Annotated in this window: 20 protein-coding genes; 7 read left to right on the top strand and 13 right to left on the bottom strand. The window is 68.5% G+C overall.

The window, feature by feature from the left end; genetic code table 11:
- Positions 1-11: 11 nt before the first annotated feature.
- The 5 genes from leuS to CFB43_RS03055 all read right to left on the bottom strand — a co-directional run bounded on the left by leuS (position 12) and on the right by CFB43_RS03055 (position 5,751).
- Positions 12-2,606, bottom strand: a complete 2,595-nt coding sequence (gene leuS, locus CFB43_RS03075; RefSeq protein WP_089494090.1) for a leucine--tRNA ligase — start codon at positions 2,604-2,606, stop codon at positions 12-14.
- A 293-nt stretch (positions 2,607-2,899) separates the two neighbouring features.
- Positions 2,900-3,361: an ExbD/TolR family protein gene (locus tag CFB43_RS03070; RefSeq protein ID WP_089494089.1), complete on the bottom strand. Its 462-nt coding sequence runs from the start codon at positions 3,359-3,361 to the stop codon at positions 2,900-2,902.
- Positions 3,362-3,385: 24 nt separating this feature from the next.
- Positions 3,386-4,054, bottom strand: a complete 669-nt coding sequence (locus CFB43_RS03065) for a MotA/TolQ/ExbB proton channel family protein (protein WP_059528793.1) — start codon at positions 4,052-4,054, stop codon at positions 3,386-3,388.
- Positions 4,055-4,072: 18 nt separating this feature from the next.
- The gene (gene dapB, locus CFB43_RS03060) at positions 4,073-4,870 is read right to left on the bottom strand and encodes a 4-hydroxy-tetrahydrodipicolinate reductase (protein ID WP_089424479.1); all 798 of its coding nucleotides are present in this window, start codon (positions 4,868-4,870) and stop codon (positions 4,073-4,075) included.
- Between the two features lie 65 nt (positions 4,871-4,935).
- Positions 4,936-5,751: an outer membrane protein assembly factor BamE gene (locus tag CFB43_RS03055; RefSeq protein ID WP_089494088.1), complete on the bottom strand. Its 816-nt coding sequence runs from the start codon at positions 5,749-5,751 to the stop codon at positions 4,936-4,938.
- 141 nt (positions 5,752-5,892) lie between these two features.
- Between CFB43_RS03055 and fur the strand changes: the two genes are divergently transcribed.
- Complete coding sequence (gene fur / locus CFB43_RS03050; RefSeq protein ID WP_043191276.1) at positions 5,893-6,321, top strand: ferric iron uptake transcriptional regulator; 429 nt, start codon at positions 5,893-5,895, stop codon at positions 6,319-6,321.
- Between the two features lie 177 nt (positions 6,322-6,498).
- Here the strand turns inward: fur and CFB43_RS03045 are convergent, their stop codons facing one another.
- From CFB43_RS03045 to CFB43_RS03035, 3 genes are all read right to left on the bottom strand, one after another.
- Entirely contained in the window at positions 6,499-7,017 is a 519-nt protein-coding gene (locus CFB43_RS03045; RefSeq protein WP_089494087.1) for an ureidoglycolate lyase, read from the bottom strand.
- A 14-nt stretch (positions 7,018-7,031) separates the two neighbouring features.
- Positions 7,032-8,039: an allantoicase gene (gene alc, locus CFB43_RS03040; protein ID WP_089494086.1), complete on the bottom strand. Its 1,008-nt coding sequence runs from the start codon at positions 8,037-8,039 to the stop codon at positions 7,032-7,034.
- A gap of 104 nt (positions 8,040-8,143) precedes the next feature.
- Positions 8,144-9,466, bottom strand: coding sequence for a C4-dicarboxylate transporter DctA (locus CFB43_RS03035; RefSeq protein ID WP_046546282.1), 1,323 nt, complete (start codon positions 9,464-9,466; stop codon positions 8,144-8,146).
- 212 nt (positions 9,467-9,678) lie between these two features.
- Here CFB43_RS03035 and CFB43_RS03030 point away from each other — a divergent pair, with 212 nt between their 5' ends.
- Positions 9,679-10,401 carry a FadR/GntR family transcriptional regulator gene (locus CFB43_RS03030; RefSeq protein WP_089439216.1) on the top strand — a complete coding sequence of 241 codons (723 nt, stop codon included), beginning with the start codon at positions 9,679-9,681 and terminating at the stop codon, positions 10,399-10,401.
- Between the two features lie 45 nt (positions 10,402-10,446).
- Here the strand turns inward: CFB43_RS03030 and cynR are convergent, their stop codons facing one another.
- A complete protein-coding gene (gene cynR, locus CFB43_RS03025; protein WP_089494085.1) occupies positions 10,447-11,337 on the bottom strand; it encodes a transcriptional regulator CynR in 891 nt (296 codons plus the stop codon).
- 312 nt (positions 11,338-11,649) lie between these two features.
- On the opposite strand from cynR, the gene CFB43_RS03020 reads away from it, so the two are divergent.
- Complete coding sequence (locus tag CFB43_RS03020) at positions 11,650-12,849, top strand: MFS transporter (RefSeq protein ID WP_089494084.1); 1,200 nt, start codon at positions 11,650-11,652, stop codon at positions 12,847-12,849.
- A 107-nt stretch (positions 12,850-12,956) separates the two neighbouring features.
- Here the strand turns inward: CFB43_RS03020 and CFB43_RS03015 are convergent, their stop codons facing one another.
- Complete coding sequence (locus tag CFB43_RS03015) at positions 12,957-14,015, bottom strand: L-idonate 5-dehydrogenase (protein WP_089494083.1); 1,059 nt, start codon at positions 14,013-14,015, stop codon at positions 12,957-12,959.
- A 13-nt stretch (positions 14,016-14,028) separates the two neighbouring features.
- Complete coding sequence (locus tag CFB43_RS03010; protein ID WP_089495231.1) at positions 14,029-14,802, bottom strand: SDR family NAD(P)-dependent oxidoreductase; 774 nt, start codon at positions 14,800-14,802, stop codon at positions 14,029-14,031.
- A gap of 151 nt (positions 14,803-14,953) precedes the next feature.
- Here CFB43_RS03010 and CFB43_RS03005 point away from each other — a divergent pair, with 151 nt between their 5' ends.
- Positions 14,954-15,853, top strand: a complete 900-nt coding sequence (locus CFB43_RS03005) for a LysR substrate-binding domain-containing protein (protein ID WP_089494082.1) — start codon at positions 14,954-14,956, stop codon at positions 15,851-15,853.
- Positions 15,854-15,933: 80 nt separating this feature from the next.
- Here CFB43_RS03005 and gap read toward each other — a convergent pair whose 3' ends face one another.
- Together gap and tkt are read right to left on the bottom strand one after the other, a co-directional pair.
- On the bottom strand, positions 15,934-16,944 hold the full coding sequence (gene gap, locus CFB43_RS03000) for a type I glyceraldehyde-3-phosphate dehydrogenase (protein ID WP_059500962.1): 1,011 nt from the start codon (positions 16,942-16,944) through the stop codon (positions 15,934-15,936).
- A gap of 87 nt (positions 16,945-17,031) precedes the next feature.
- On the bottom strand, positions 17,032-19,104 hold the full coding sequence (gene tkt / locus CFB43_RS02995; RefSeq protein ID WP_089494081.1) for a transketolase: 2,073 nt from the start codon (positions 19,102-19,104) through the stop codon (positions 17,032-17,034).
- A gap of 216 nt (positions 19,105-19,320) precedes the next feature.
- On the opposite strand from tkt, the gene speE reads away from it, so the two are divergent.
- The 3 genes from speE (at position 19,321) to CFB43_RS02980 (ending at position 21,542) form a co-directional block, all read left to right on the top strand.
- Positions 19,321-20,178, top strand: a complete 858-nt coding sequence (gene speE, locus CFB43_RS02990) for a polyamine aminopropyltransferase (protein WP_089439211.1) — start codon at positions 19,321-19,323, stop codon at positions 20,176-20,178.
- A 162-nt stretch (positions 20,179-20,340) separates the two neighbouring features.
- The gene (locus CFB43_RS02985) at positions 20,341-20,757 is read left to right on the top strand and encodes a VOC family protein (RefSeq protein ID WP_089455569.1); all 417 of its coding nucleotides are present in this window, start codon (positions 20,341-20,343) and stop codon (positions 20,755-20,757) included.
- A gap of 17 nt (positions 20,758-20,774) precedes the next feature.
- Positions 20,775-21,542, top strand: a complete 768-nt coding sequence (locus CFB43_RS02980) for a 16S rRNA (uracil(1498)-N(3))-methyltransferase (protein ID WP_089494080.1) — start codon at positions 20,775-20,777, stop codon at positions 21,540-21,542.
- Positions 21,543-21,570 lie beyond the last annotated feature (28 nt).

Below are 21,570 nucleotides of genomic sequence, written 5' to 3'. Positions count from 1 at the left end.
GCCGGCGGCCGTCAAACGACGATGTTCACGAGGCGGCCCGGCACGACGACGATCTTCTTCGCCGGCTTGCCGTCGCTGAACTTCGCGAACGCGTCGTCGGCCACTGCCGCGGCTTCGATCGCCTCGCGGCTCGCGTCCTTCGCCACCTTCAGCGCGCCGCGCACCTTGCCGTTTACCTGCAGCACGAGTTCGATCTCGGCCTGCTCGAGCGCGGCCTCGTCGACCTTCGGCCACGGTGCGTCGAGCAGCGGGCCGAATTCGTCCGCGTAGCCGAGCGCCTTCCACAGCTCGAACGTGACGTGCGGCACGACCGGGTACAGCACGCGCAGCAGCACGCCGTACGTTTCACGCAGCACGCCGGGCGTCGCGCCCTTCGCACCGTCGATCGCGTTCAGCATCTTCATCGCGGCCGACACGACCGTGTTGTACTGCAGGCGCTGGTAGTCGAAATCGGCCTGCTTCAGCACGCTGTAGATCTCGCGGCGCAGCGCCTTGTCGGCTTCGCCGAGCGCGGCCGCATCGAAGCCCGCGCGCGCGGCGAGCGCTTCGCGGTTCGTCGCACCGAAGCTCCACACGCGGCGCAGGAAGCGGCTCGCGCCTTCGACGCCCGCACCCGACCACTCGAGCTGCTGCTCGGGCGGCGCGGCGAACATCGTGAACAGGCGCGCGGTATCCGCGCCGTACTGGTCGATCAACAGCTGCGGATCGACACCGTTGTTCTTCGACTTCGACATCTTCTCGATGCCGCCGAGCACGACCGGCTGGCCGTCCGCGTTCAGCGTCGCGCCGACCGGGCGGCCCTTGTCGTCGTGCGTGACCGTCACGTCGAGCGGGTTGTACCAGGTCTTCTTGCCCGATGCGTCCTCGCGGTAGTACGTCTCGTTCAGCACCATGCCCTGCGTGAGCAGGTTCTTCGCCGGCTCGCCGAACTTCACGAGGCCGAGGTCGCGCATCACCTTGGTCCAGAAGCGCGAGTACAGCAGGTGCAGGATCGCGTGCTCGATGCCGCCGATGTACTGGTCCATCGGCATCCAGTAGTCGGTGCGCGCGTCGACCATCGTCTCGGCGTCCGGCGCCGTGTAGCGCGAGAAGTACCACGACGAATCGACGAAGGTGTCCATCGTGTCGGTTTCGCGCTTGGCCGCCGCGCCGCACTTCGGGCACGTGCAGTTCAGGAACGCTTCCGACTTCGCGAGCGGGTTGCCCGAGCCGTCCGGCACGAGGTCTTCCGGCAGCACGACGGGGAGATCCTGCTCGGGCACCGGCACGTCGCCGCACGACGGGCAGTGGATGATCGGGATCGGCGTGCCCCAGTAGCGCTGGCGCGACACGCCCCAGTCGCGCAGGCGCCACGTGACCTGCTTGTCGCCGAAGCCGCCGGCGTTCAGGTCGGCCGCGACCGCGTCGACCGCTTCCGCGTAGCGCAGGCCGTCGTACTTGCCGCTGTTCACGCAGACCGCGATTTCCTTGTCGCCGTACCACTCCTGCCAGGCGTCGAGCGAGTATTGCTGGCCTTCGGCCGAGATCACCTGCTTGATCGGCAGGTCGTATTTCTTCGCGAACGCAAAATCGCGCTCGTCGTGGCCCGGCACGCCCATCACCGCGCCTTCGCCATAGCTCATCAGCACATAGTTGCCGATCCACACCTCGACCGGCTCGCCGGTGAGCGGGTGCGTGACCGAGAAGCCCGTCGCGACGCCCTTCTTCTCCATCGTCGCGACGTCGGCCTCGGCGACGCCGCCGCGCTTGCATTCGTCGATGAACGCGAGCAGTTCGGGCTTGTCCTGCGCGAGGCGCGTGGCGAGCGGATGCTCGGCCGCGATCGCGCAGAAGGTGACGCCCATGATCGTGTCGGCGCGCGTCGTGAACACGCGCAGCAGCTTCTTCTCGCCGTCGAGTTCGTACGGGAAGCCGAAGTTCACGCCGAAGCTCTTGCCGATCCAGTTCTGCTGCATGATCTTCACGCGCTCGGGCCAGCCGAGGCCGTCGAGGTCGTTCAGCAGCTCATCCGCGTACTGCGTGATGCGCAGGTAGTACATCGGGATCTCGCGCTTCTCGACGAGCGCGCCCGAGCGCCAGCCGCGGCCGTCGATCACCTGCTCGTTCGCGAGCACGGTCTGGTCGACCGGGTCCCAGTTCACGGTGCCCGTCTTCTTGTACGCGATGCCCTTTTCGAGCATCTTCAGGAACAGCCACTGGTTCCACTTGTAGTAGTCGGGCTTGCACGTCGCGATTTCGCGCGACCAGTCGATCGCGAGGCCCATCGACTGCATCTGGCGCTTCATGTAGTCGATGTTGTCGTACGTCCACTTCGCGGGCGGCACGCCGTTCGCCATCGCGGCGTTCTCGGCCGGCATCCCGAACGCGTCCCAGCCCATCGGCATCAGCGTGTTGTAGCCGTTCATCCGCAGATAGCGGTACATCACGTCGTTGATCGTGTAGTTGCGCACGTGACCCATGTGCAGCTTGCCGGACGGGTACGGCAGCATCGACACGCAGTAGAACTTCGGCTTCTGCGAATCTTCCTTCGTCTTGTAGGCATCGGCTGCGCGCCAGTCGCCCTGGGCGGCGGCTTCGACGTCGGCGGGTACGTATCTCTCGTGCATGGTGTGGTTCGGACTAGGCTTTAAGCGACGCGACGGCGCGCGCGCAGGAGTGGATCGAAAATCGTGCTTGCCCGGCGGACCTGCAGGTTCGCTGTTGCCGGACCTGTTCGCGGTTTCCGGGCATTTTCCGGGTAACCCGCAGCATGCCCGGGTAGCCTGGAAAATTCCGGGTTACCTGAAAAAAGCCTGCCAACCGGGAAAAACGTTGATTATACCGCCCGCGCCGGCCCATTCGACCGGTCTTGCGGCGGGGCGGCCCGATCCCGCGGCCGGGACAGGCCCGCCGGCTCCGCTCAGCGGTTGGCCGGCACGGCGGGCGCCGCCGCGGAACCGCCCGCCTGCGGCGGCACGTCGGTCACGAAGCCGATCCGCGTGAGGCCGGCGGCCTGCGCGGCGCCCATCACCTGCGCGATCACGTCGTAGCGGGTCGCCCGCGATGCGCGCAGCCGCAGCTCGGGCGGCGCGCCGCCCGCGGCGGCGGCCCGGAAGCGCGCGGGCAGCGCGTCGAGCGTGACCGGCGCGTCGTCCCAGTACAGCTTGCCCGCGTCGTCGATCGACAAGGTGACGGATTGCGGCGTGTCGCGCGCGACGCTGGCCGCGACCTTCGGCAAGTCGAGCCGGATCGCGTGCGTCATCAGCGGCGCGGTGATGATGAAGATGACGAGCAGCACCAGCATCACGTCGATCAGCGGGGTCATGTTGATCTCCGCCATCGGCGCGGACGTCTTGTGGTGCTCGAGTCCGCCGAATGCCATGGTCGCTCCTCCGGAATGGACGCGTCAGGCTTCCTGCGCGCACACGAACACGTGCAGGTCGCGCGCGAAGCCGTCGAGTTCCTCGGCGAGCTGCCGCACGAGCCGCCCGAGGATGTTGTAGGCCAGCACCGCGGGAATCGCGACGACGAGCCCGAACGCGGTCATGATCAGCGCCTCGCCGACCGGCCCCGCGACGTTCTCGATCTGCGCCTGCCCGCTCGCGGCGATGCTGCCGAGCGCATGGTAGATGCCCCACACGGTGCCGAGCAGCCCGACGAACGGTGCGGTGCTGCCGATCGACGCGAGCAGCACCTGGCCGAATTCGAGGCGCCGCTGCGAGCGCAGCATCGCGTGCCGCAACGCGCGCAGCACGCGTTCGCTGCGCTCGACCCGCGCGGCCAGGGCAGCCGGGTCGTGGTCGTCGGCCGCATCGCGCGCGGCTTCGGCGAGCGGCACGAACACGCGCTCGCGATCGGCGCCGGCGAGCGCGGCGATGCCCGCGTCGAGCGACGGCGCGCGCCAGAACGCGGCGAGCGCGCGCGGCCCCTGCCGCTTCGCGCGAACCAGGAGCCAGGCTTTCATGAGGAGGAAGCACCAGCTGGCGACGGACATCGCCAGCAGCACATAGGCGACGGCATGCGTGATCGCATCGCCGCTTTCGAGGTAGTGGACAACGCCGGTGGGTATCGCCATCGGAGTTTCCCCGTGGTGTCAGCGCAGGCCGAGCACGTCCTGCATGTCGAACAGGCCGGCGCCGCGCGCCGACAGGAAGTGGACCGCGCGCAACGCGCCCTGCGCGTACGACACGCGGCTCGACGACTTGTGCGTGATCTCGATGCGCTCGCCGATCCCGGCGAACAGCACGGTGTGATCGCCGACGATGTCGCCGCCGCGCACCGCGGCGAAGCCGATCGACGACGGATCGCGCTCGCCCGTCACGCCGTGGCGGCCGTACACCGCGCAATCGTCGAGCGAGCGACCGAGCGCGCCGGCGACGGCTTCGCCCATCATCAGCGCGGTGCCCGACGGCGCATCGACCTTGTGGCGGTGATGCGCCTCGATGATCTCGATGTCGTAGCCGTGCGAGAAATGCTTCGCCGCGAATTCGAGCAGCTTCAGCGTGACGTTCACGCCGACGCTCATGTTCGCCGCGAACACGATGCCGATCTTGCCCGCCGCGGCCTGCAGCTCGGCCTTCTGCTCGGCGGTGAAGCCGGTCGTGCCGATCACGAGCTTCACGTCGTGGCGCAGCGCGGCCTCGATATGGGCCATCGTGCCTTCCGGACGCGTGAAATCGATCAGGGTGTCGGCCTGCGCGAACACGGCGTCGAGGTCGGCGGTCAGCTTGACCCCGGTTTCCTTGCCGAGGAACGCGCCGGCGTCCTGGCCGAGGAACGGCGAATCGGCGCGGTCGAGCGCGCCGACGAGCTGCGCGTCGGCATCGTTGAGAACGGCTTCGATCAGCATCCGGCCCATTCGGCCCGATGCCCCGGCAATCGCAATCTTCATGGCTTTCTACACGACAGGTATAAAAGCGGGCGGCGCATGCCGCCCGGTTTCCGCACGCCGGCTGCTTACTGCGCCGGTGCGGTGAGCGGCTGGTTCTGCAGGTTGTCCGAGCCTTGCGGGCCGACCGGCGGCGCCTCGTTCGACACGCTCGGCTGCGGCGGACGATGGAACTGGAACTGCGGCTGGATCGCCGGCGCGGCGCCCGGCGGCTGGCCGCCCGGCACCGGCGCGCCGCCCGAGGCCTTCGCGGCCGGCGTGAACCGGCGCGAACCCGAACCCTGCCCCGACACCTGGTTGGTCGCGCGGTTCGCCGCGCGGGCGGCCTGCGCGTTCGCATCCTGGTCGACCACCGCAGCGGCCGCCGGCGCAGTGGACGGGCTGGCGACAGCCTCCGGCGCCGGCGCGCTCGCGGCCGCTTGCGCGGTGCTCGCGGCGGCGGCAGCCTCGGCGGCCTTCTTCGCCGCTGCGGCCGCCTTCGCCTTCTTGCCGCCGCGGTCGCCGTCGATATCGGCCAGCAGGTCGAGTTCCGACGGCAGGTTGTCCGCCCCCGTCCAGCTCGCCAGGCGATCGCCCGAGAACGTCACGACGAGATCGCGCTGCTGGACGACTGCCGTCGAACCGCGCTTGAAGTAAAAGAGGTAGTCCCAACGGTCGGCGTGGAACATGTCGGCCAGCAGCGGGGTGCCGAGCAGCGCGCGCACCTGTTCGCGCGACATGCCGACCTGCAACTGCGCGGCCTTCTCCTGCGACACGAAGTTGCCTTGCACGACGGTGATCCGGTAGGGGGTGATGCTCTGCGCGATGCGCTGCGTCACGCTGTCGTACGACGAACAACCAGCCAGCGCGGCAACGGCGGCGGCAGCGATGATGACACTCCGCATGCGGCTCCTCTGAAAGTGCGAAAGAGATTCTGGAATCATTTCCCTCACCGTGCAGGCCCGTGTGCAGGCCGCGCGTGTTTCTGGAACGGCGAAAAGCCGGTAACATTGAAGCCCTGCATTGTACTCTAGGGATGCCTAGCCATGACCAATCCGACGGATCTCAAGAATATCGGGCTAAAGGCCACCCTACCGCGCCTCAAGATTCTCGAGATCTTCCAGCAAAGCCCGGTGCGCCACCTGACGGCTGAAGACGTCTACCGGAACCTGCTCAACGAGCAGCTCGACATCGGGCTGGCCACCGTCTACCGCGTGCTGACGCAGTTCGAGCAGGCCGGCCTGCTCACGCGCAGCAACTTCGAATCCGGCAAGGCCGTGTTCGAGCTGAACGAAGGCTCGCACCACGATCACCTCGTGTGCCTCGATTGCGGCCGTGTCGAGGAGTTCTTCGACGCCGAGATCGAAGGCCGCCAGCAGGCGATCGCGAAGGAGCGCGGCTTCAAGCTCCAGGAGCATTCGCTCGCGATGTACGGTTCCTGCACGACCGAGAACTGCCCGCACCGCAAGCACTGATTCGCGCGCCTCGCGCACGCAGCACGGCCCGGCCGGCACCTTGCCGCCCGGGCCGTGTTCTTTTCGGGATAGCGGCGATGCACCGCCGCGTGGATCGTGCGCCCAGGCTTTCGGAAACCCTTCGACACGCCCGCCCGGGCTGCCGTCAGGCAGCCGGAGCCGGGCGTTGCCGTTGCGTCAGGCCGCGCAGGCCGGCTCGAACTCGAGCGCCCACGCGCGCTCGAGCGGGATCTCGTCGCAGTTCGGCTGCGGCCCGCCACGATCGACGATCACGAAATCGCTGACCGCGTCGAGCGCGAGCAGCGGATGGTGCCAGACGCCCTTTGCATAGTTCACGCCCTGCCAGCCTTCCGCGAGGAACGCGCGCATCGCGTCCGGCCGGAATGCGCCAGCCGGCGCGACGACGATCGCGTAGCGCGACACGGCCGCGAGCGGGATGAATGCCTGGCTGCCGTGCGGATGGCGCTCCATCAGCGTGACCGCGACCGGCAGCGCGCGCGGCTGGGCGCGGAACACGCTGACGAGCGGACGGCCGCCGTCCGCGCATACGTCGATCGTCGCGAGATCGTGGAAGCGCTCGGTCGTGCCGCCGTTGATCGGAAAATGCCGCGCGCCTTCGAGCGCGATCACGTCGCCGAACGGCGCGAACGCTTCGCGCGTCAGGCGCTCGACGCGCAGGATCCGGGATTCGCTCATGCCGTTGCCCTCCTTCAAGCCGGCTCGCCCCACAGACGCAGGCGCGACACGCCGCCGTCCGGGAAGATGTTGAAACGCACGTGCGTGACGGGGCCGAGCGCGGCAAGCACGTCGAACGTGTGGACGTGGTCCATCTGCAGCTTCTGCTCGCCGAGCAGTTCGGCCCAGAACATCGCCTGCGTGACGAGCGAATCGTCGGTGCCGCCCGCGACCCGCGCGGCCTGCAGCGAGCAGCGGTCGGGGAAATTGCCCTTGAAGAACGCGGTATCGACCTCGACGCGCCGGATGATGCCCGGCCGCGCGAGCGCGACGATCGCCCAGTCGTTGCCGGGCTCGCGGCGCCGCCGCGTTTCCCAGCCGTCGCCCATGTTCACGCCGCGCCCCGGCATCAGCATCTGCGACGCCGGGCCGAAGTGCAGGTTGTTCGCCGCCACCAGGTAGCCGCCGTTCTCGATCGCCGCGAGATCGACGAGCTCGCCGGCCGGCACCTGGCGCCAGTCGCGCTGCGGCTGGCCGTACACGCGCAGCCGGGCGAGGCCGCCGTCCGGGTACAGGTTCACGCGCAGGTGCGTATAGGGCCGCGCATCGTCGACACTCACGTAGTGATGCGAATTGCCCTGCAGCGTCGTCGCCGGGACGATCGGGCGCCATTCGGCGTCATCAGGCGGCGTGTCGCCTTCGGCGACGCACGCGTCGATCGACGCGGCCGGCGGGAAGTTGCCGGTGAAATGGCTCGTATCGAGGTCGACGCCGTGGATCACGCCCGGCCGCGCGAGCCGCACCACGCAGAAGTCGTGGCCGGTCGTGCGCTTGCGGCGCGTTTCCCAGCCGTCCATCCACTTGCCGTGGTCGTCGTACTTGCCGGGGATGAACACGGCCGGCTCGGGATTCAGCATGCGCTCCTTCGGCGCGAAGAATTCGTCGCTGGCAAAGAGCGCCTGCGCCCCGAGGCGCGGGTCGGCGAGGTTCATGTAACGCCGCGTGAAGGCCGGCGCATTCGGATCGAGGATGGGGGCTGCCATGTCGTCTCCTGATGTTGGATCGCGTGCCGGCGCATCGAGGCGCCGGCCGCATGAATTCGGGTGCGCGGGACGACCAGGGGAAGCCGCCCCGCGCGGGGGTGCGCTCAGAGCGCGTGAGCCTGGTCGCCGGCGACCGGCGCCGCGCGGCCTTCCTCTTCGGCCGGCACGTAGCGCAGCTCGCGATTCAGCACGCGGGTCGCGCGGGCACGATCGATGTCGTTCTCCCACACCGCGACGACCACCGTCGCGACGCAGTTGCCGATCAGGTTGGTCAGCGCGCGGGCGATGCCGACGAACCAGTCGACCGGCAGGATCAGCACGAGGCCGAGTACCGGAATCGCGGGGATCGCCGACAGCGTCGCCGCGAGGATCACGATCGCCGAGCCCGGGATCCCGTGCGCGCCCTTCGACGTGACGAGCGACACGAGCAGCACGACGATCAGGTCATGCGTCGACAGCGGCGTGTTGGTGGCCTGTGCGATGAACAGCACCGCGAGCGTCAGGTAGATCGAGAAGCCGTCGAGGTTGAACGAATAGCCGGTCGGGATCACGAGGCCGACCGTCGAATCCTTCACGCCCATGTATTCGAGCTTGCGCATCACCTGCGGCAGCACCGCGTCCGACGACGCCGTGCCGAGCACGATCGACAGTTCCTCGCGCAGGTAGCGGATCAGCTTGAACACCGAGAAGCCCGCGAGCCGCATCACCGCGCCGAGCACGACCGTGACGAACACGAAGCAGCTCAGGTAGAACACCGCGACCAGGTAGCCGAGCTGCTTGAGCGACGCGACGCCGTACTTGCCGGTCGTGAACGCGATCGCGCCGAGCACGCCGAGCGGCGCGAGCTTGATGATGAAGCCGATGATCCGGAAGAACACGTGCGACAGTTCCTCGATCAGCGAGTTGACGCGCTGCGCCTTGTCGCCGAGCAGCGACAGCGCGGAGCCGAACAGCACCGCGAACACGAGGATCTGCAGGATGTCGCCCTTCGCGAACGCGTCGATCGCGGTCTCGGGGATGATCTTCATCAGGTAGCCGGCCGTGTCCTTCAGGCTTTCGGCGTTCTTCGCGTACGACGCGAGCGACGACGCGTCGAGCGAGCGCAGGTCGATGTTCATCCCGACGCCCGGGCGCGTGAGCCACGCGAGCACGAGGCCGATGCCGAGCGCGAGCGTCGTCATGATCTCGAAGTAGATGACGGCCTTCAGGCCGACCCGGCCGACCTTCTTCAGGTCGCCCGCGTTGGCCATCCCGCTGACCACCACGCAGAACACGATCGGCCCGATCACCATCTTGATCAGCTTCAGGAAGCCGTCGCCGAGCGGTCGCAACGACTCGGCGAAATGCGGGAAGAACGCGCCGAGCGCGATCCCTAGAATCAATGCGACGACTACCCGGCCAAACAGCGAATTGAGGAATTTCGACACGGCGCTCTCCCGATCCAACGGTTGCAGTTTCGTCTGTTCATACTGGTAAGACCAGTGATGTTATGGTGGATAGTAGGAAGCCGATATAGTCGCGTCAAGGACGGACAAAATAGGGATTTCCCGCCCCTGCTTGCCCTGGTTTCGATGCACCGTGAGGGGCGGATCGTGGCTTTCCCGTAGGTCGGCCATGCACCGCCTGCGTGCGGATTACAATGCCGGTCAGACCGGCCCAAGTTCACATCATGAAAAACGTTCCGCATACCGTGACCGACGCCGCCATCGCGACGATCCGCGACCGGATCGAGGCAGGCGTTTATCCGGTCGGCAGCCTGCTGCCGGCCCAGCGCCAGCTCTCCGAGGAGCTGGAGATCAGCCGCGCGTCGCTGCGCGAGGCGCTGTCGACGCTCGAGGCGCTCGGGATGCTGCGCATCCGCGCCGGCAAGGGCGTGTATGTCGAAAGCGCGCAGGCCACGGCCGCGCATGCATGGCGCTTCGCCGAGCAGTCGTCGCCGCCCGACACGTACCAGATGCGCTATGCGCTCGAAGGGTTCGCCGCGCGGATGGCCGCGCACGTCGTCAGCGACGACGACATCGCATGGTTCGAGGACAACCTCGCCGACCTGCACGTCGCGCTCACCGAAAGCGCACTCGACGCGGCGTCGCAGCTCGACTTCGACTTCCACATGCGGATCATCCATCTCGCCGGCAACGCGGCGATCGAATCGGTGCTGCGCAGCAGCGCGGACATCATGAAGGAAAGCCAGCGCATGCCGTTCTACCGGCGCGAGCTACTGCTGTCGACGTGGCAGGAGCACCGCGCGATCGTCGACGCGCTGATCGCGCGCGATGCGGGCGCCGCCGGCATCGCGATCGAAACGCACATCGCGAACGCCGCGCAGCGCGCGGGCATCTTCTTCCCGACACCCCGCACATGACGGCGCGGGCGGCCGCCCGTCCCGCGCGCCGCCCGGTCTTGCCGGTCAACCTCCCGACGGATCCCGATACGCGAGCGCACGCGCGATGAAGGCACGCGCCGCAACGCTGCGGTACGCACCCTTGCGCGTGAGCAGCGCGGCCGTGCGCGCGGGCAGCGGCGGATCGATCTCCAGCGCGCACAGGTCGGCGCTCTCGCGCGCGACCGCGTCGGGCAGCACCGTCGCGAGCCGGCCGCACCGCACGAGTTCCAGCACCGCGCTGACCGTATTCGTCTCGATCGCGATCTTCGGCTGCGCGCCGTGCTCGATGAAATACCGGTCGATGCGCTCGCGCGTCGCGAACGCGCGGCTCAGCAGCACCAGCGGCTCGCCGCCGAGCTCGGCCGGCGTCAGCGCGCGACGGCGCCGCGCGAGACGGTGCGTGCGGCCCGTCACGAGCGCGAGCGGCTCGTCCCACAGCGGCAGCGCGTCGATGTCCGGCGCGCGCGGCGGCATGAACGCGAAGGCGGCGTCGAGCCGGTCGTCGGCGAGCAGCGCCTCGATGCGCGCCTGCGGCATCGCATCGATCGTCAGCGCGACGTTCGGATAGTCGGCATGGAACGCGTCGATCAGCGAGCCGCTCAGGTAGGCCGCGAAGGTCGGCATCATCGCGAGCCGCAGCGACCCGCTGCCGAGATCGGCGACGTCGTGCAGCGCGCGCTGCCCCGCATCGAGCTCGTGCAGCGCGGCGCGCGCATGGCGCGCATAGACTTCGCCGAACTCGGTGAGCTGCACCGTGCGGCCCGAGCGGTCGAACAACGGCACGCCGAGCGTGTCCTCGAGCTGGCGCACCTGCTGCGACAGCGTCGGCTGCGAGACGTGCAGCGCGTCGGCCGCGCGCGTGAAACTGCGCTGCTCGGCGACGGCCAGGAAATAGCGGATGTGGCGGAGGAGCATGGCGGCCGAGGTATTGGTTCTACCAATGAAGCGCATAACGATCCAGTCTTGGACGCTATGGTTCGATTCCCGCATCATACGCACATCCGCTCCCGTGCATGGCCGCTGCCAGCGCACCGGAACGGCTCGCCCGGGCCCGCCCCGCCTCCGCCCGCCGCACGACGATCCGCCGCCCGCCCGATCCGGGCCCGGCCGCGATCCGCCCGGCGCGCATCGGCTCACCGCCGATCCGTCGACGCCGGCCCCGATTTCCGTCACCCCGCGCATCCGGCGGCTCCGTGCCGCCGGCCGGCGCCGCTGTTTTTCGCGACCATGGAACCGCATCACGACACCCATCCTCCCCTGACCCGCGCCATGACGCTGCTGTTCGCCTGCGCGTGCGGCATCGTCATCGGCAACATCTATTACGCGCAGCCGCTGCTCGCTGCGATCGCGCGCAGCTTCGGGCGCGCGCCGACCGAGCTCGGCTATCTCGTCACGCTGACGCAGCTTGGTTACGCGGCGAGCCTGCTGCTGATCGTCCCGCTCGGCGACGCGGTCAACCGTCATACGCTGATCGTGCGGCTGCTGATGCTCAACGTCGTCGCGCTGGTCGCGGTCACGTTCAGCACGAACTTCACGATGTTCGTCGTCGCGAACGTCGCGGTCGGCTTCGTCACCTGTTCGACGCAGCTGCTCGTGCCGTTCGCCGCGTCACTCGCCGATGCGCGCTCGCGCGGCCGCGCGGTCGGCACCGTGATGAGCGGGCTGCTGCTCGGCATCCTGCTCGCGCGCGTCGCGGCCGGTGCGATCGCCGACGGGTTCGGCTGGCGTGCGGTATACGGCATCGCGGCGGTGATGGTGGCGGCGCTGACCGTCGTGCTCGCCGTGAAGCTGCCGAAGGATCGCCGCGATGCGCGCCTCGACTATGCGGCGCTGATGAAGTCGCTCGTCGCGCTGGTGCGCGCACAACCGCTGATCGCACTGCGCTCGACCTACGGCGCGCTCGTGTTCGCGTGCTTCAGCCTGCTGTGGACGGGCCTCACGTTCCTGCTCAGCCAGCCGCCGTACAGCTATTCCGAAGGGCAGATCGGCCTGTTCGGCATCGTCGGCGCGGTGGGCGCGCTCGCGGCGACGTCAGCCGGCCGGCTCGTCGATCGCGGCCACGGCAATGCGGCAACGGGGCTGTTCGCGGCGGCCGTGCTCGCGTCGTTCGCGCTGATCGCCGCCGGCGCGCATTTGCTCGCGGCGCTGATCGCGGGCATCCTGCTGCTCGACGTCGGCGTGCAAGGCATGCACATCTCGAACCAGAGCGTGATCTATGCGCTGGCCGGCAACGCGCGCAGTCGCGTGACGACGATCTACCTGACGAGCTACTTCATCGGCGGCGCATTCGGGTCGTTCGCGGCGAGCGTCGCGTACGGGATCGACGGCTGGCGCGGCGTGTGCATCGCGGGCGCTGCGCTTGCCGGCGTGCTGATCGCGCTGTGGCTCGCGTCGCAGCGCGTCGGCGTGCGGCAGGTCACGCAGTAATGCAGTAGCGCGCTTTCGCAGCACGACAAAAAAGGCACGCCGCGCGAATCGCGGGCGTGCCTTTTTGATGACGTCGAGTCCGTCCGTCGCGCGCTAGCGCGTGATCGTCACGCCGCCACGTCCGCGAAATCGATCAGCACTTTCATCGCGCGCTGCCGGTCACCGGCCAGTTCGAATGCGAGGTTCGCATCGCGCATCGGGAACACGCGCGTGACGGCCGGACGCAGGTCGACGCGCCCCGCGTTGATCAACTGCACCGCGAGCGCGAATTCCGCATGAAAACGGAACGACCCGCAGATCGACAGCTCCTTCGCGACCACGACGTTCTGCGGCAGGCTGACATCGCCGCCGAGCCCGAGCTGCACGACGACCCCACGTGGACGCATCACGTCCAGCCCGTCACGCAGCGCGCGCGCATTGCCCGAACACTCGATCATCACGTCGAACGTGCCCTTGTCGGCGCCGTAGCGCTCGACCCAGCCGGCATCGACCACCGCATTGATCGTGCGGTCGGCGCCGAGCGCGCTCGCCACGGCCAGCGGCGCCTCGACGACGTCGGTCGCGACGATCTCCGCCGCGCCGTGCACGCGCGCCGCCGCCACCGCCAGCACGCCGATCGGCCCGCAGCCCGACACCAGCACGCGCTTGCCGATCAGCGGGCCCGCGCGCGACACCGCATGCAGCCCGACCGCGAACGGTTCGGCGAGCGCCGCGAGCGACAGCGGCACGTGATCGGCGACCTTCACGCACTGCACCGCGTCGCACACGAGCGCATTGCGGAACGCGCCCTGCACGTGCGGCATCCGCATCGCGCTGCCATAGAAGCGCATGTCGAGACACTGGTTCGGCAGCCCTTCGAGGCAATAGCGGCACGCGCCGCACGGCCGGCTCGGATTGACCGCGACGCGATCGCCGACCTTCACCGAGGTCACGTCCGGCGCGACTTCCGCGACCGTGCCGGCCACCTCGTGGCCAAGCACCATCGGCTGCTGCAGCCGGATCGCACCGAAGCCGCCGTGCCGGAAATAATGGAGATCGGAGCCGCAGATGCCGCCCATCGCGACATCGACGCGCACCTGGCCCGGGCCGATCTCGCCCGCGTCCTGCTCTTCGACCCGCAGGTCGTTCGGCCCGTGGATCACGACACACATGCAACGCATACGCATGACAGCCTCCTTGTCAGACGGCACTGGTCAGCCCGCCGTCGACGAACAGCGTCTGGCCGTTCACGAAATCGGATGCGGCCGACGCGAGGAAGATCGCCGCGCCGCACAGCTCGTCGACGCGCCCCCAGCGGCCGGCCGGCGTGCGCTTGCACAGCCAGTCCGAGAACGCCGCGTCGTCGACCAGCGCGCGGTTGAGTTCGGTTTCGAAATAGCCGGGCGCGAGGCCGTTCGCCTGGATGCCGTGGCGCGCCCAGTCGGCGCACATCCCTTTCGTCAGCATCCGCACCGCGCCCTTGGTCGCCGCATACGGTGCGATCGTCGGCCGTGCGAGCTCGCTCTGCACCGAGCAGATGTTGATGATCTTGCCGCGGCCGCGCGCGATCATGTGCCGCGCGACGGCCTGCGCGACGTTGAACACGCCGTCGAGGTTCACGCGCATCAGCGCATGCCAGTCGTCGAGTTCGAACGCATCGAGCGGTGCGCGACGCTGGATGCCCGCGTTGTTCACGAGGATGTCGATCGCGCCGACGCGCGCCTCGAAATCGTCGATCGCCGCGCGCACCTGCGCGTGCTCGGCGACGTCGAATACCGCGTAGTCGGCCGTGAAGCCTTTCTCGCGCAGATGCCGCACGAGTGCTGCGGCCTTCTCCTCATTGCGATCGTTGATGACGATCGCCGCTCCCGCCTCGGCCAGCCCGCGGGCGAGCGTCAGCCCGATCCCGCGTCCGGAACCGGTAATCAATGCGCGGCGGCCGTCGAGGCGGAACCGTTCAAGCGCGTGGGTCATGCGTGTCTCCTCGTGCCAGTCGAGCCGGCGGCCCATCGCGGCCGGTCTCGCGTTGACGGTATCTTCGGCTGCCGGCCGGGTGCCGCGCCAATGGTCTTTTTTGATCCGGTTATCATGAAATTTGATCACCGCCCTCGCCTGTCCGCCGCCCATGGAACTCAAGCAATTGCGCGCCTTCGTCACGCTCGCGGAAGAGCTGCATTTCGGGCGCGCCGCGCAGCGCCTGTTCATCGTGCAGCCCGCGCTCAGCATGCAGATCAAGGCGCTCGAGGAAGAGCTCGGCGCGCGCCTGTTCGAGCGCGACCGGCACAAGGTCGAACTGAGCGATACGGGGCGCGTGTTCCTGCCCGAGGCGCGCGCCACGCTGCAGCAGGCCGCGCGCGCGGAACAGATGGCACGGCTGTCGAGCCGCGGCGAGATCGGCACGCTGCGGATCGCGTTCGTGTCGTCGGTGCTGCCCGTGCTGCTGCCGGCCGTGCTGCGCACGATGCGCGAGCGCTATCCGCTGATCACGCTCGAACTGAAGGACCTGCCGACACCCGACCAGATCGCCGCGCTGCGCGACCGGCGGATCGATTTCGGGATGATCCGGCTGCCGGCCGCGTATGCGGGCATCGACACGCGCGTGGTGCTGGAGGAAGGTTTCGTCGTCGCGCTGCCGCTGGACCATCCGCTCGCCGCGCACGATGCGATCGCACCGGCCGCGCTGCGCGGCCAGCCCGCGTTCGTGCTCGCGCGCCGCTACGCGCCGGGCTTTCACGACGACATGCTGCTCGCGCTCAGCCGCGTGGGCACGACGCTCGAGATCGCGCAGGAGTTCGGGGAATTCACGACGATGCTCGCACTCGTCGCGGCGGGGATGGGCATCGGGTTGATTCCGGCGGAGGCCGCCAGCGCACTGCCGCCGAACGTGCTCGCGCGGCCGCTCGACCTGGCCGGGCACCGCACCGGCATCGGCCTCGCGTGGACCAATCTCGACAGCCCGCTGAAGCGCGCGTTCGTCGCGGCGCTCGAGCAGGTGACGGCCGCATCGAGCCATAGCGGCGGGTAATAAAAAAGCCCGGCCGGAAAAACCGGGCCGGGCTCGTTCGCCGCGCCAGCCGCCTCGCGGCGGCCGCGCAACGTGCGGGATTACTTCGCGTTCGCGAATGCGACAGCCGTATCCAGCATGCGGTTCGAGAAACCCCACTCGTTGTCGTACCAGCTCGACACCTTCACGAGGCGGCCCGACACCTTGGTCAGCGTGGCGTCGAACGTCGACGAAGCCGGGTTGTGGTTGAAGTCGATCGACACCAGCGGTGCGTCGTTGTAGCCGAGGATACCCTTCAGCGCGCCTTCCGATGCTTCCTTCATGATCGCGTTGACTTCCTCGACCGTCGTGTCGCGCTTCGCGATGAACGACAGGTCGACGATCGACACGTTGATCGTCGGGACGCGGATCGCGTAGCCGTCGAGCTTGCCGTTCAGTTCCGGCAGCACGAGGCCGACGGCCGAAGCAGCGCCCGTCTTCGTCGGGATCTGGCTGTGCGTGGCCGAACGCGCGCGGCGCAGGTCTTCGTGATAGACGTCCGTCAGCACCTGGTCGTTCGTGTACGCGTGGATCGTCGTCATCAGGCCGGTTTCGAGGCCGATCTTGTCGTTCAGCGGCTTGACGAGCGGCGCGAGGCAGTTCGTCGTGCACGATGCGTTCGAGATGACGGTGTGCTCGGCCTTCAGCACGTCGTGGTTCACGCCGTAGACGATCGTCGCGTCGACATCCTTGCCGCCCGGTGCCGAGATGATCACCTTCTTCGCGCCGCCCTTCAGGTGCGCGCTCGCCTTTTCCTTCGTCGTGAAGAAGCCCGTGCATTCCATCACGACGTCGACGCCCAGCTCGCCCCACGGCAGTTCGGCCGGGTTGCGGTTCGCCAGCACGCGGATCTTGTCGCCGTTCACGACGAGGTAGTCGCCGTCGACCGACACTTCACCCGGGAACTTGCCGTGCGCGGTGTCGTACTGGGTCAGGTGCGCGTTGGTCTTCGCATCGCCCAGATCGTTGATCGCGACGATCTCGATGTCATGCTTCTTGCCGTTCTCGTAGAACGCGCGCAGCGTGTTGCGGCCGATGCGGCCGTAGCCGTTGATTGCGACGCGAATCGTCATGGTCTATCTCCTGATGGCTGAAAAAATTCGTTTCGTGCAGCTTCACGGTGCGACGCGCGAGGGGTGGCGCGCGTCGCGTCTGTCTCTTTAGGCCAGCACGGCCTTGGCGGTCTCGACGACGTGCTCGACGGTGAAGCCGAAGTACTTGAACAGCACGCCGGCCGGCGCCGATTCGCCGAACGTGTCGATCCCGACGACGCCGCCTTCGAGGCCGACGTACTTGTGCCAGAAGCTCGTCACGCCCGCTTCGATCGCGACGCGGCGCACGCCGTGCGGCAGCACGCGCTCACGGTATTCGGCGTCCTGGCGGTCGAACACGTTGGTCGACGGCATCGACACGACGCGTGCCGCGATGCCTTGCTGCGCGAGCGGCTCGACGGCCTTCATCGCGAGTTCGACTTCCGAGCCCGTCGCGATCAGGATGATCTTGCGCGCGACGATCTCTTCGTCCCAGTCCTTCAGCACGTAGCCGCCCTTCTCGATGTTCGCGATCTGCGCATCGGTACGCGGGTTGAACGCCAGGTTCTGGCGGCTGAAGATCAGGCTCGACGGACGGTCGGCGGCGATCGCGTGGGTCCATGCGACGGCCGTTTCGACCGTGTCGGCCGGACGCCATACGTCGTGGTTCGGGATCAGGCGCAGGCTCGACACGTGCTCGATCGACTGGTGCGTCGGGCCGTCTTCGCCGAGGCCGATCGAGTCGTGCGTGAACACGAAGATCGACGGCACCTTCATCAGCGCGGCCACGCGCAGCGCGTTGCGGCTGTAGTCGGAGAACGTCAGGAACGTGCCGCCGAACGGCTTGTGGCCGCCGTGCAGCGCGAGGCCGTTGATCGCGGCGCTCATGCCGAATTCGCGCACGCCGTAGTTGATGTGGTTGCCCAGCTGGACGCCCGGGCCTTCCGGATTCGCGCGGACGGCCTTCGATGCCTTCCAGTTGGTCAGGTTCGAGCCGGTCAGGTCGGCCGAGCCGCCGAGCAGTTCGGGCAGCGCGGCAGCCAGGCCTTCGATCGCCTGCTGCGACGCCTTGCGGGTCGCCACCGTCTCGCCGCGCTCGTTCGCGCCGGCGATGATCGCCGCAGCCTTTTCGGCCCAGTCGGCCGGCAGCTGGTTGGCCATCCGGCGCTCGAATTCAGCGGCTTCTGCCGGGAACTTCGCGCGATACGCAGCGAACGTCGCATCCCATTCGGTTTCCGCGCGCTTGCCGGCTTCCTTCGCGTCCCATGCCGCGTAGACTTCCTGCGGAATCACGAACGGCTCCCAGGTCCAGCCGAGCGCCGCGCGCGTCTTCGCGATTTCTTCCGCGCCGAGCGCCGCGCCGTGCACGTCGTGGCCGCCGGCCTTGGTCGCCGCGCCCTGGCCGATCACCGTCTTGCAGCAGATCAGCGTCGGCTTGTCCGACAGCTTCGCCTTCGCGATGGCTGCGTCGACCGCGTCGACGTCATGGCCGTTCACGTTCGGGATCACGTTCCAGCCGTAGGCTTCGAAACGCTTCGGGGTATCGTCGTGGAACCAGTTCACGACGTCGCCGTCGATCGAGATGCCGTTGTCGTCGTACAGCGCGATCAGCTTGTTCAGCTTCAGCGTGCCGGCGAGCGAGCAGGCTTCGTGCGAGATGCCTTCCATCAGGCAGCCGTCGCCGAGGAACACGTACGTATGGTGATCGACGATCTTCGCGCCGTCACGGTTGAACTCGTCGGCCATCAGCGCTTCGCCGAGCGCCATGCCGACCGCGTTCGCGAGGCCCTGGCCGAGCGGGCCGGTGGTCGTCTCGACGCCCGGCGTGATGCCGTATTCCGGGTGGCCCGGCGTCTTCGAGTGCAGCTGGCGGAAGTTCTTCAGCTCTTCGATCGGCAGGTCGTAACCGGTCAGGTGCAGCAGCGAGTACAGCAGCATCGAGCCATGGCCGTTCGACAGCACGAAGCGGTCGCGGTCGGCCCAGTGCGGGTTCGTCGGGTTGTGCTTCAGATGGCGCGACCAGAGCGCGACGCCGATTTCGGCCATGCCCATCGGCATGCCGGGGTGGCCGGAGTTCGCTTGCTGGACGGCGTCCATTGCGAGCGCACGGATCGCATTGGCCATCAGGGTGGTGGAGGCGGGAGACGAAGTCGTCATGTCGAGTCCGGAGAACGAGTCGAGGAAACGGGGGCACGGCGGCATCCGGAAGCTCGAGCGTCAATCGTTCCCGGCGCGCGGTGCGGCGCCTGACGGACGCGAAGCGGACGGAGCCTACGGACGGGGCTGCAAAGCTCGTCATTTTAACAGATGGGCTGACATTTCCCTTGTCGGCGAGTAGTGTTCCGGCACGGTTTTCCGTCAAACCGCCCGCCTCCTATAATTCAGACGTCGGAACTGCCAGCCCTGAGTGGCCCGCCCGTGAGCACGACTCTACTTTTCCACCCTACGCCCGACTCCGCCTACGGCTTCCCGAACGCCCGGCGGCTCGCGCACGTCGCGTCGCCGCACCAGCAGATCGAGGTCTGGGAAACGCCCCAGCTCGGCCGCCTGTTCACGCTGGACGGCCGACCGATGACGTCGGTCGGCGACGAGTACGTCTATCACGAGTGCATGACGCACCCGGCCGCGCTCGCGCATCCGTCGCCGCGCAAGGCGCTCGTGCTCGGCGGCGGCGATGGCGGTGCGGCGCGCCAGCTGCTCAAGCATGCGTGCATCGCGCGGATCGTGATCGCGGAACTCGACGACGAGGTGGTCGGAATGGCGCGCCGGTATCTCGACGACGTGCACCAGGGCGCGCTCGACGACCCGCGCGTCGAGGTCGTGATCGGCGACGCCGCGCATTTCGTCGAGTCGACCGTCGAGCATTTCGATCTCGTCGTGTTCGACCTCACGCCGCCCGATTCGCCGGCGGCCGGCCTCTATACCCGCGCGTTCTATGCGCGGCTCAAGCGGATCCTGACGCCGTGCGGCGCGATCTCGATGCACCTCGGCTCGCCGGTGTTCCACGCGGCGCGCATCGCCGCGCTGCTCGACGACCTGCGCGCGAGCTTCGCGGTCGTCGATCCGCTGTCCGCGCACGTGCCGCTGTATGGCTCGCAGTGGCTGATGGCGATCGCGAGCGACACGCTCGACGCGGCCGCGCTGTTCGCGCACGACATCGACGAACGGCTCGCGGCCCGCCGCGTCCAGGGCTTGCGCTACTACGATGCGCGGCTGCATGCGTCCCTCTTTGCCCTGCCGCGCGCGCTGCGCGATACACTGGGAGTTCGCCGCTGAGCGTCCGCGCGGCCGCCCCGCTTCCGTTTTCCATCGCGTCCCTGCAGGATTCGCGATGCATCGCACCGGGGCGGAAAGTCCTGGACGCCGTGCCGCCCCCCTGAACGAACGCCCGGGCATGGAATCAGAACACGTGCCCAAGCGCCCCCACAGGAGATTTTCATGACCGATCCACGTCCGGCCAACGTGCCTTGGTTGACGCCCTACCTGGCCGTACGCAACGCGCGCGCGGCCATCGATTTCTTCAAGGCCGCATTCGGCTTCGAACTGCGCGACGTGCACGACGAAGACGGCGCGATCATGCACGTCGAGATGGCCTACCGCGGCCAGCTGATCGTGATGTTCGCGCCCGAAGGCGCGTTCGGCTCGACCGCGCGCACGCCGAAAAGTGCGAACGCCACTGCGCCGCAATCGTTCTACCTGTATGTCGACGACGTCGACGCCACCTGGCAGCGCGCGCTCGACGCGGGCGCGAAGTCGCTGAGCGCGCCGCAGGATCAGTTCTGGGGCGACCGGTTCGCGCAGATCGAGGATCTCGACGGGTACCGATGGGCGCTCGGGCGCCGTCTCGACGCATGACCCCAACCGTTACACGCATGAACGAAGCCACCACCACCGCGGCCGTGCCGCGCTTTTTCGTCGACGCGGCACTGCGCGCCGACGCCACGCTCGCGTTGCCGGCCGAGGTCGCGCGCCACGCACAGGTGCTGCGCCTGCAGCCCGGTGACGTGCTCGCGCTGTTCGACGGCACCGGCGGCCAGTACCGCGCGCGGCTCGTCGAGATCGACAAGCGCAGCGCGCTTGCGCAGGTCGACACGTTCGATCCGGCCGAGGCCGAGCCGCCCTATCGCGTGACGCTCGCGCAAGGCATCGCCGGCGGCGACAAGATGGACTGGGTGATCGAGAAGGCCGTCGAGCTCGGCGTGACGGCGGTCGTGCCGCTGTCGACCGCGCGCGGCGTCGTGAAGCTCGCCGGCGAGCGCGCGGACAAGCGCGTCGCGCACTGGCGCGGCGTCGTGCGCGCGTCGTGCGAGCAATGCGGGCGCAACCGCGTGCCCGACGTCGCGCCGGTCGCCGGCTTCAACACCTGGCTCGATACGCTGCCGGCGGCACCGGCTGACGGCGAACTGCGGCTGCTGCTGTCGCCGCGCGCGAGCATCCCGTTCGCGTCGCTGCCCGACACGCCGCCCGCTGCAACCGTCACGCTGCTGATCGGGCCGGAAGGCGGGCTGTCGCCCGACGAGGAACACGCGGCACGCGCGCGCGGATTCACCGCGCTGTCGCTCGGGCCACGCGTGCTGCGAACCGAGACGGCCGGCGCGGCCGTGCTTGCGGCGCTTGCGGCGCGCTGGGGGGGATGGTGATCGGAAGTCGTGCCCGCACAAGACGGCG

Source organism: Burkholderia sp. AU15512, from assembly GCF_002223325.1.
Taxonomy (GTDB): Bacteria; Pseudomonadota; Gammaproteobacteria; order Burkholderiales; family Burkholderiaceae; genus Burkholderia.
This window is presented reverse-complemented; position numbering and strand designations above follow the sequence as displayed.

What these genes read in the sequence shown, in the direction of transcription:
- leuS (WP_089494090.1), bottom strand. Translation starts at nt 2,606, where the DNA reads ATGCACGAGAGATACGTACCCGCCGACGTCGAAGCCGCCGCCCAGGGC.
- CFB43_RS03070 (WP_089494089.1), bottom strand. Translation starts at nt 3,361, where the DNA reads ATGGCATTCGGCGGACTCGAGCACCACAAGACGTCCGCGCCGATGGCG.
- CFB43_RS03065 (WP_059528793.1), bottom strand. Translation starts at nt 4,054, where the DNA reads ATGGCGATACCCACCGGCGTTGTCCACTACCTCGAAAGCGGCGATGCG.
- dapB (WP_089424479.1), bottom strand. Translation starts at nt 4,870, where the DNA reads ATGAAGATTGCGATTGCCGGGGCATCGGGCCGAATGGGCCGGATGCTG.
- CFB43_RS03055 (WP_089494088.1), bottom strand. Translation starts at nt 5,751, where the DNA reads ATGCGGAGTGTCATCATCGCTGCCGCCGCCGTTGCCGCGCTGGCTGGT.
- fur (WP_043191276.1), top strand. Translation starts at nt 5,893, where the DNA reads ATGACCAATCCGACGGATCTCAAGAATATCGGGCTAAAGGCCACCCTA.
- CFB43_RS03045 (WP_089494087.1), bottom strand. Translation starts at nt 7,017, where the DNA reads ATGAGCGAATCCCGGATCCTGCGCGTCGAGCGCCTGACGCGCGAAGCG.
- alc (WP_089494086.1), bottom strand. Translation starts at nt 8,039, where the DNA reads ATGGCAGCCCCCATCCTCGATCCGAATGCGCCGGCCTTCACGCGGCGT.
- CFB43_RS03030 (WP_089439216.1), top strand. Translation starts at nt 9,679, where the DNA reads ATGCCGGTCAGACCGGCCCAAGTTCACATCATGAAAAACGTTCCGCAT.
- cynR (WP_089494085.1), bottom strand. Translation starts at nt 11,337, where the DNA reads ATGCTCCTCCGCCACATCCGCTATTTCCTGGCCGTCGCCGAGCAGCGC.
- CFB43_RS03020 (WP_089494084.1), top strand. Translation starts at nt 11,650, where the DNA reads ATGGAACCGCATCACGACACCCATCCTCCCCTGACCCGCGCCATGACG.
- CFB43_RS03015 (WP_089494083.1), bottom strand. Translation starts at nt 14,015, where the DNA reads ATGCGTATGCGTTGCATGTGTGTCGTGATCCACGGGCCGAACGACCTG.
- CFB43_RS03010 (WP_089495231.1), bottom strand. Translation starts at nt 14,802, where the DNA reads ATGACCCACGCGCTTGAACGGTTCCGCCTCGACGGCCGCCGCGCATTG.
- CFB43_RS03005 (WP_089494082.1), top strand. Translation starts at nt 14,954, where the DNA reads ATGGAACTCAAGCAATTGCGCGCCTTCGTCACGCTCGCGGAAGAGCTG.
- gap (WP_059500962.1), bottom strand. Translation starts at nt 16,944, where the DNA reads ATGACGATTCGCGTCGCAATCAACGGCTACGGCCGCATCGGCCGCAAC.
- tkt (WP_089494081.1), bottom strand. Translation starts at nt 19,104, where the DNA reads ATGCCGCCGTGCCCCCGTTTCCTCGACTCGTTCTCCGGACTCGACATG.
- CFB43_RS02985 (WP_089455569.1), top strand. Translation starts at nt 20,341, where the DNA reads ATGACCGATCCACGTCCGGCCAACGTGCCTTGGTTGACGCCCTACCTG.
- CFB43_RS02980 (WP_089494080.1), top strand. Translation starts at nt 20,775, where the DNA reads ATGAACGAAGCCACCACCACCGCGGCCGTGCCGCGCTTTTTCGTCGAC.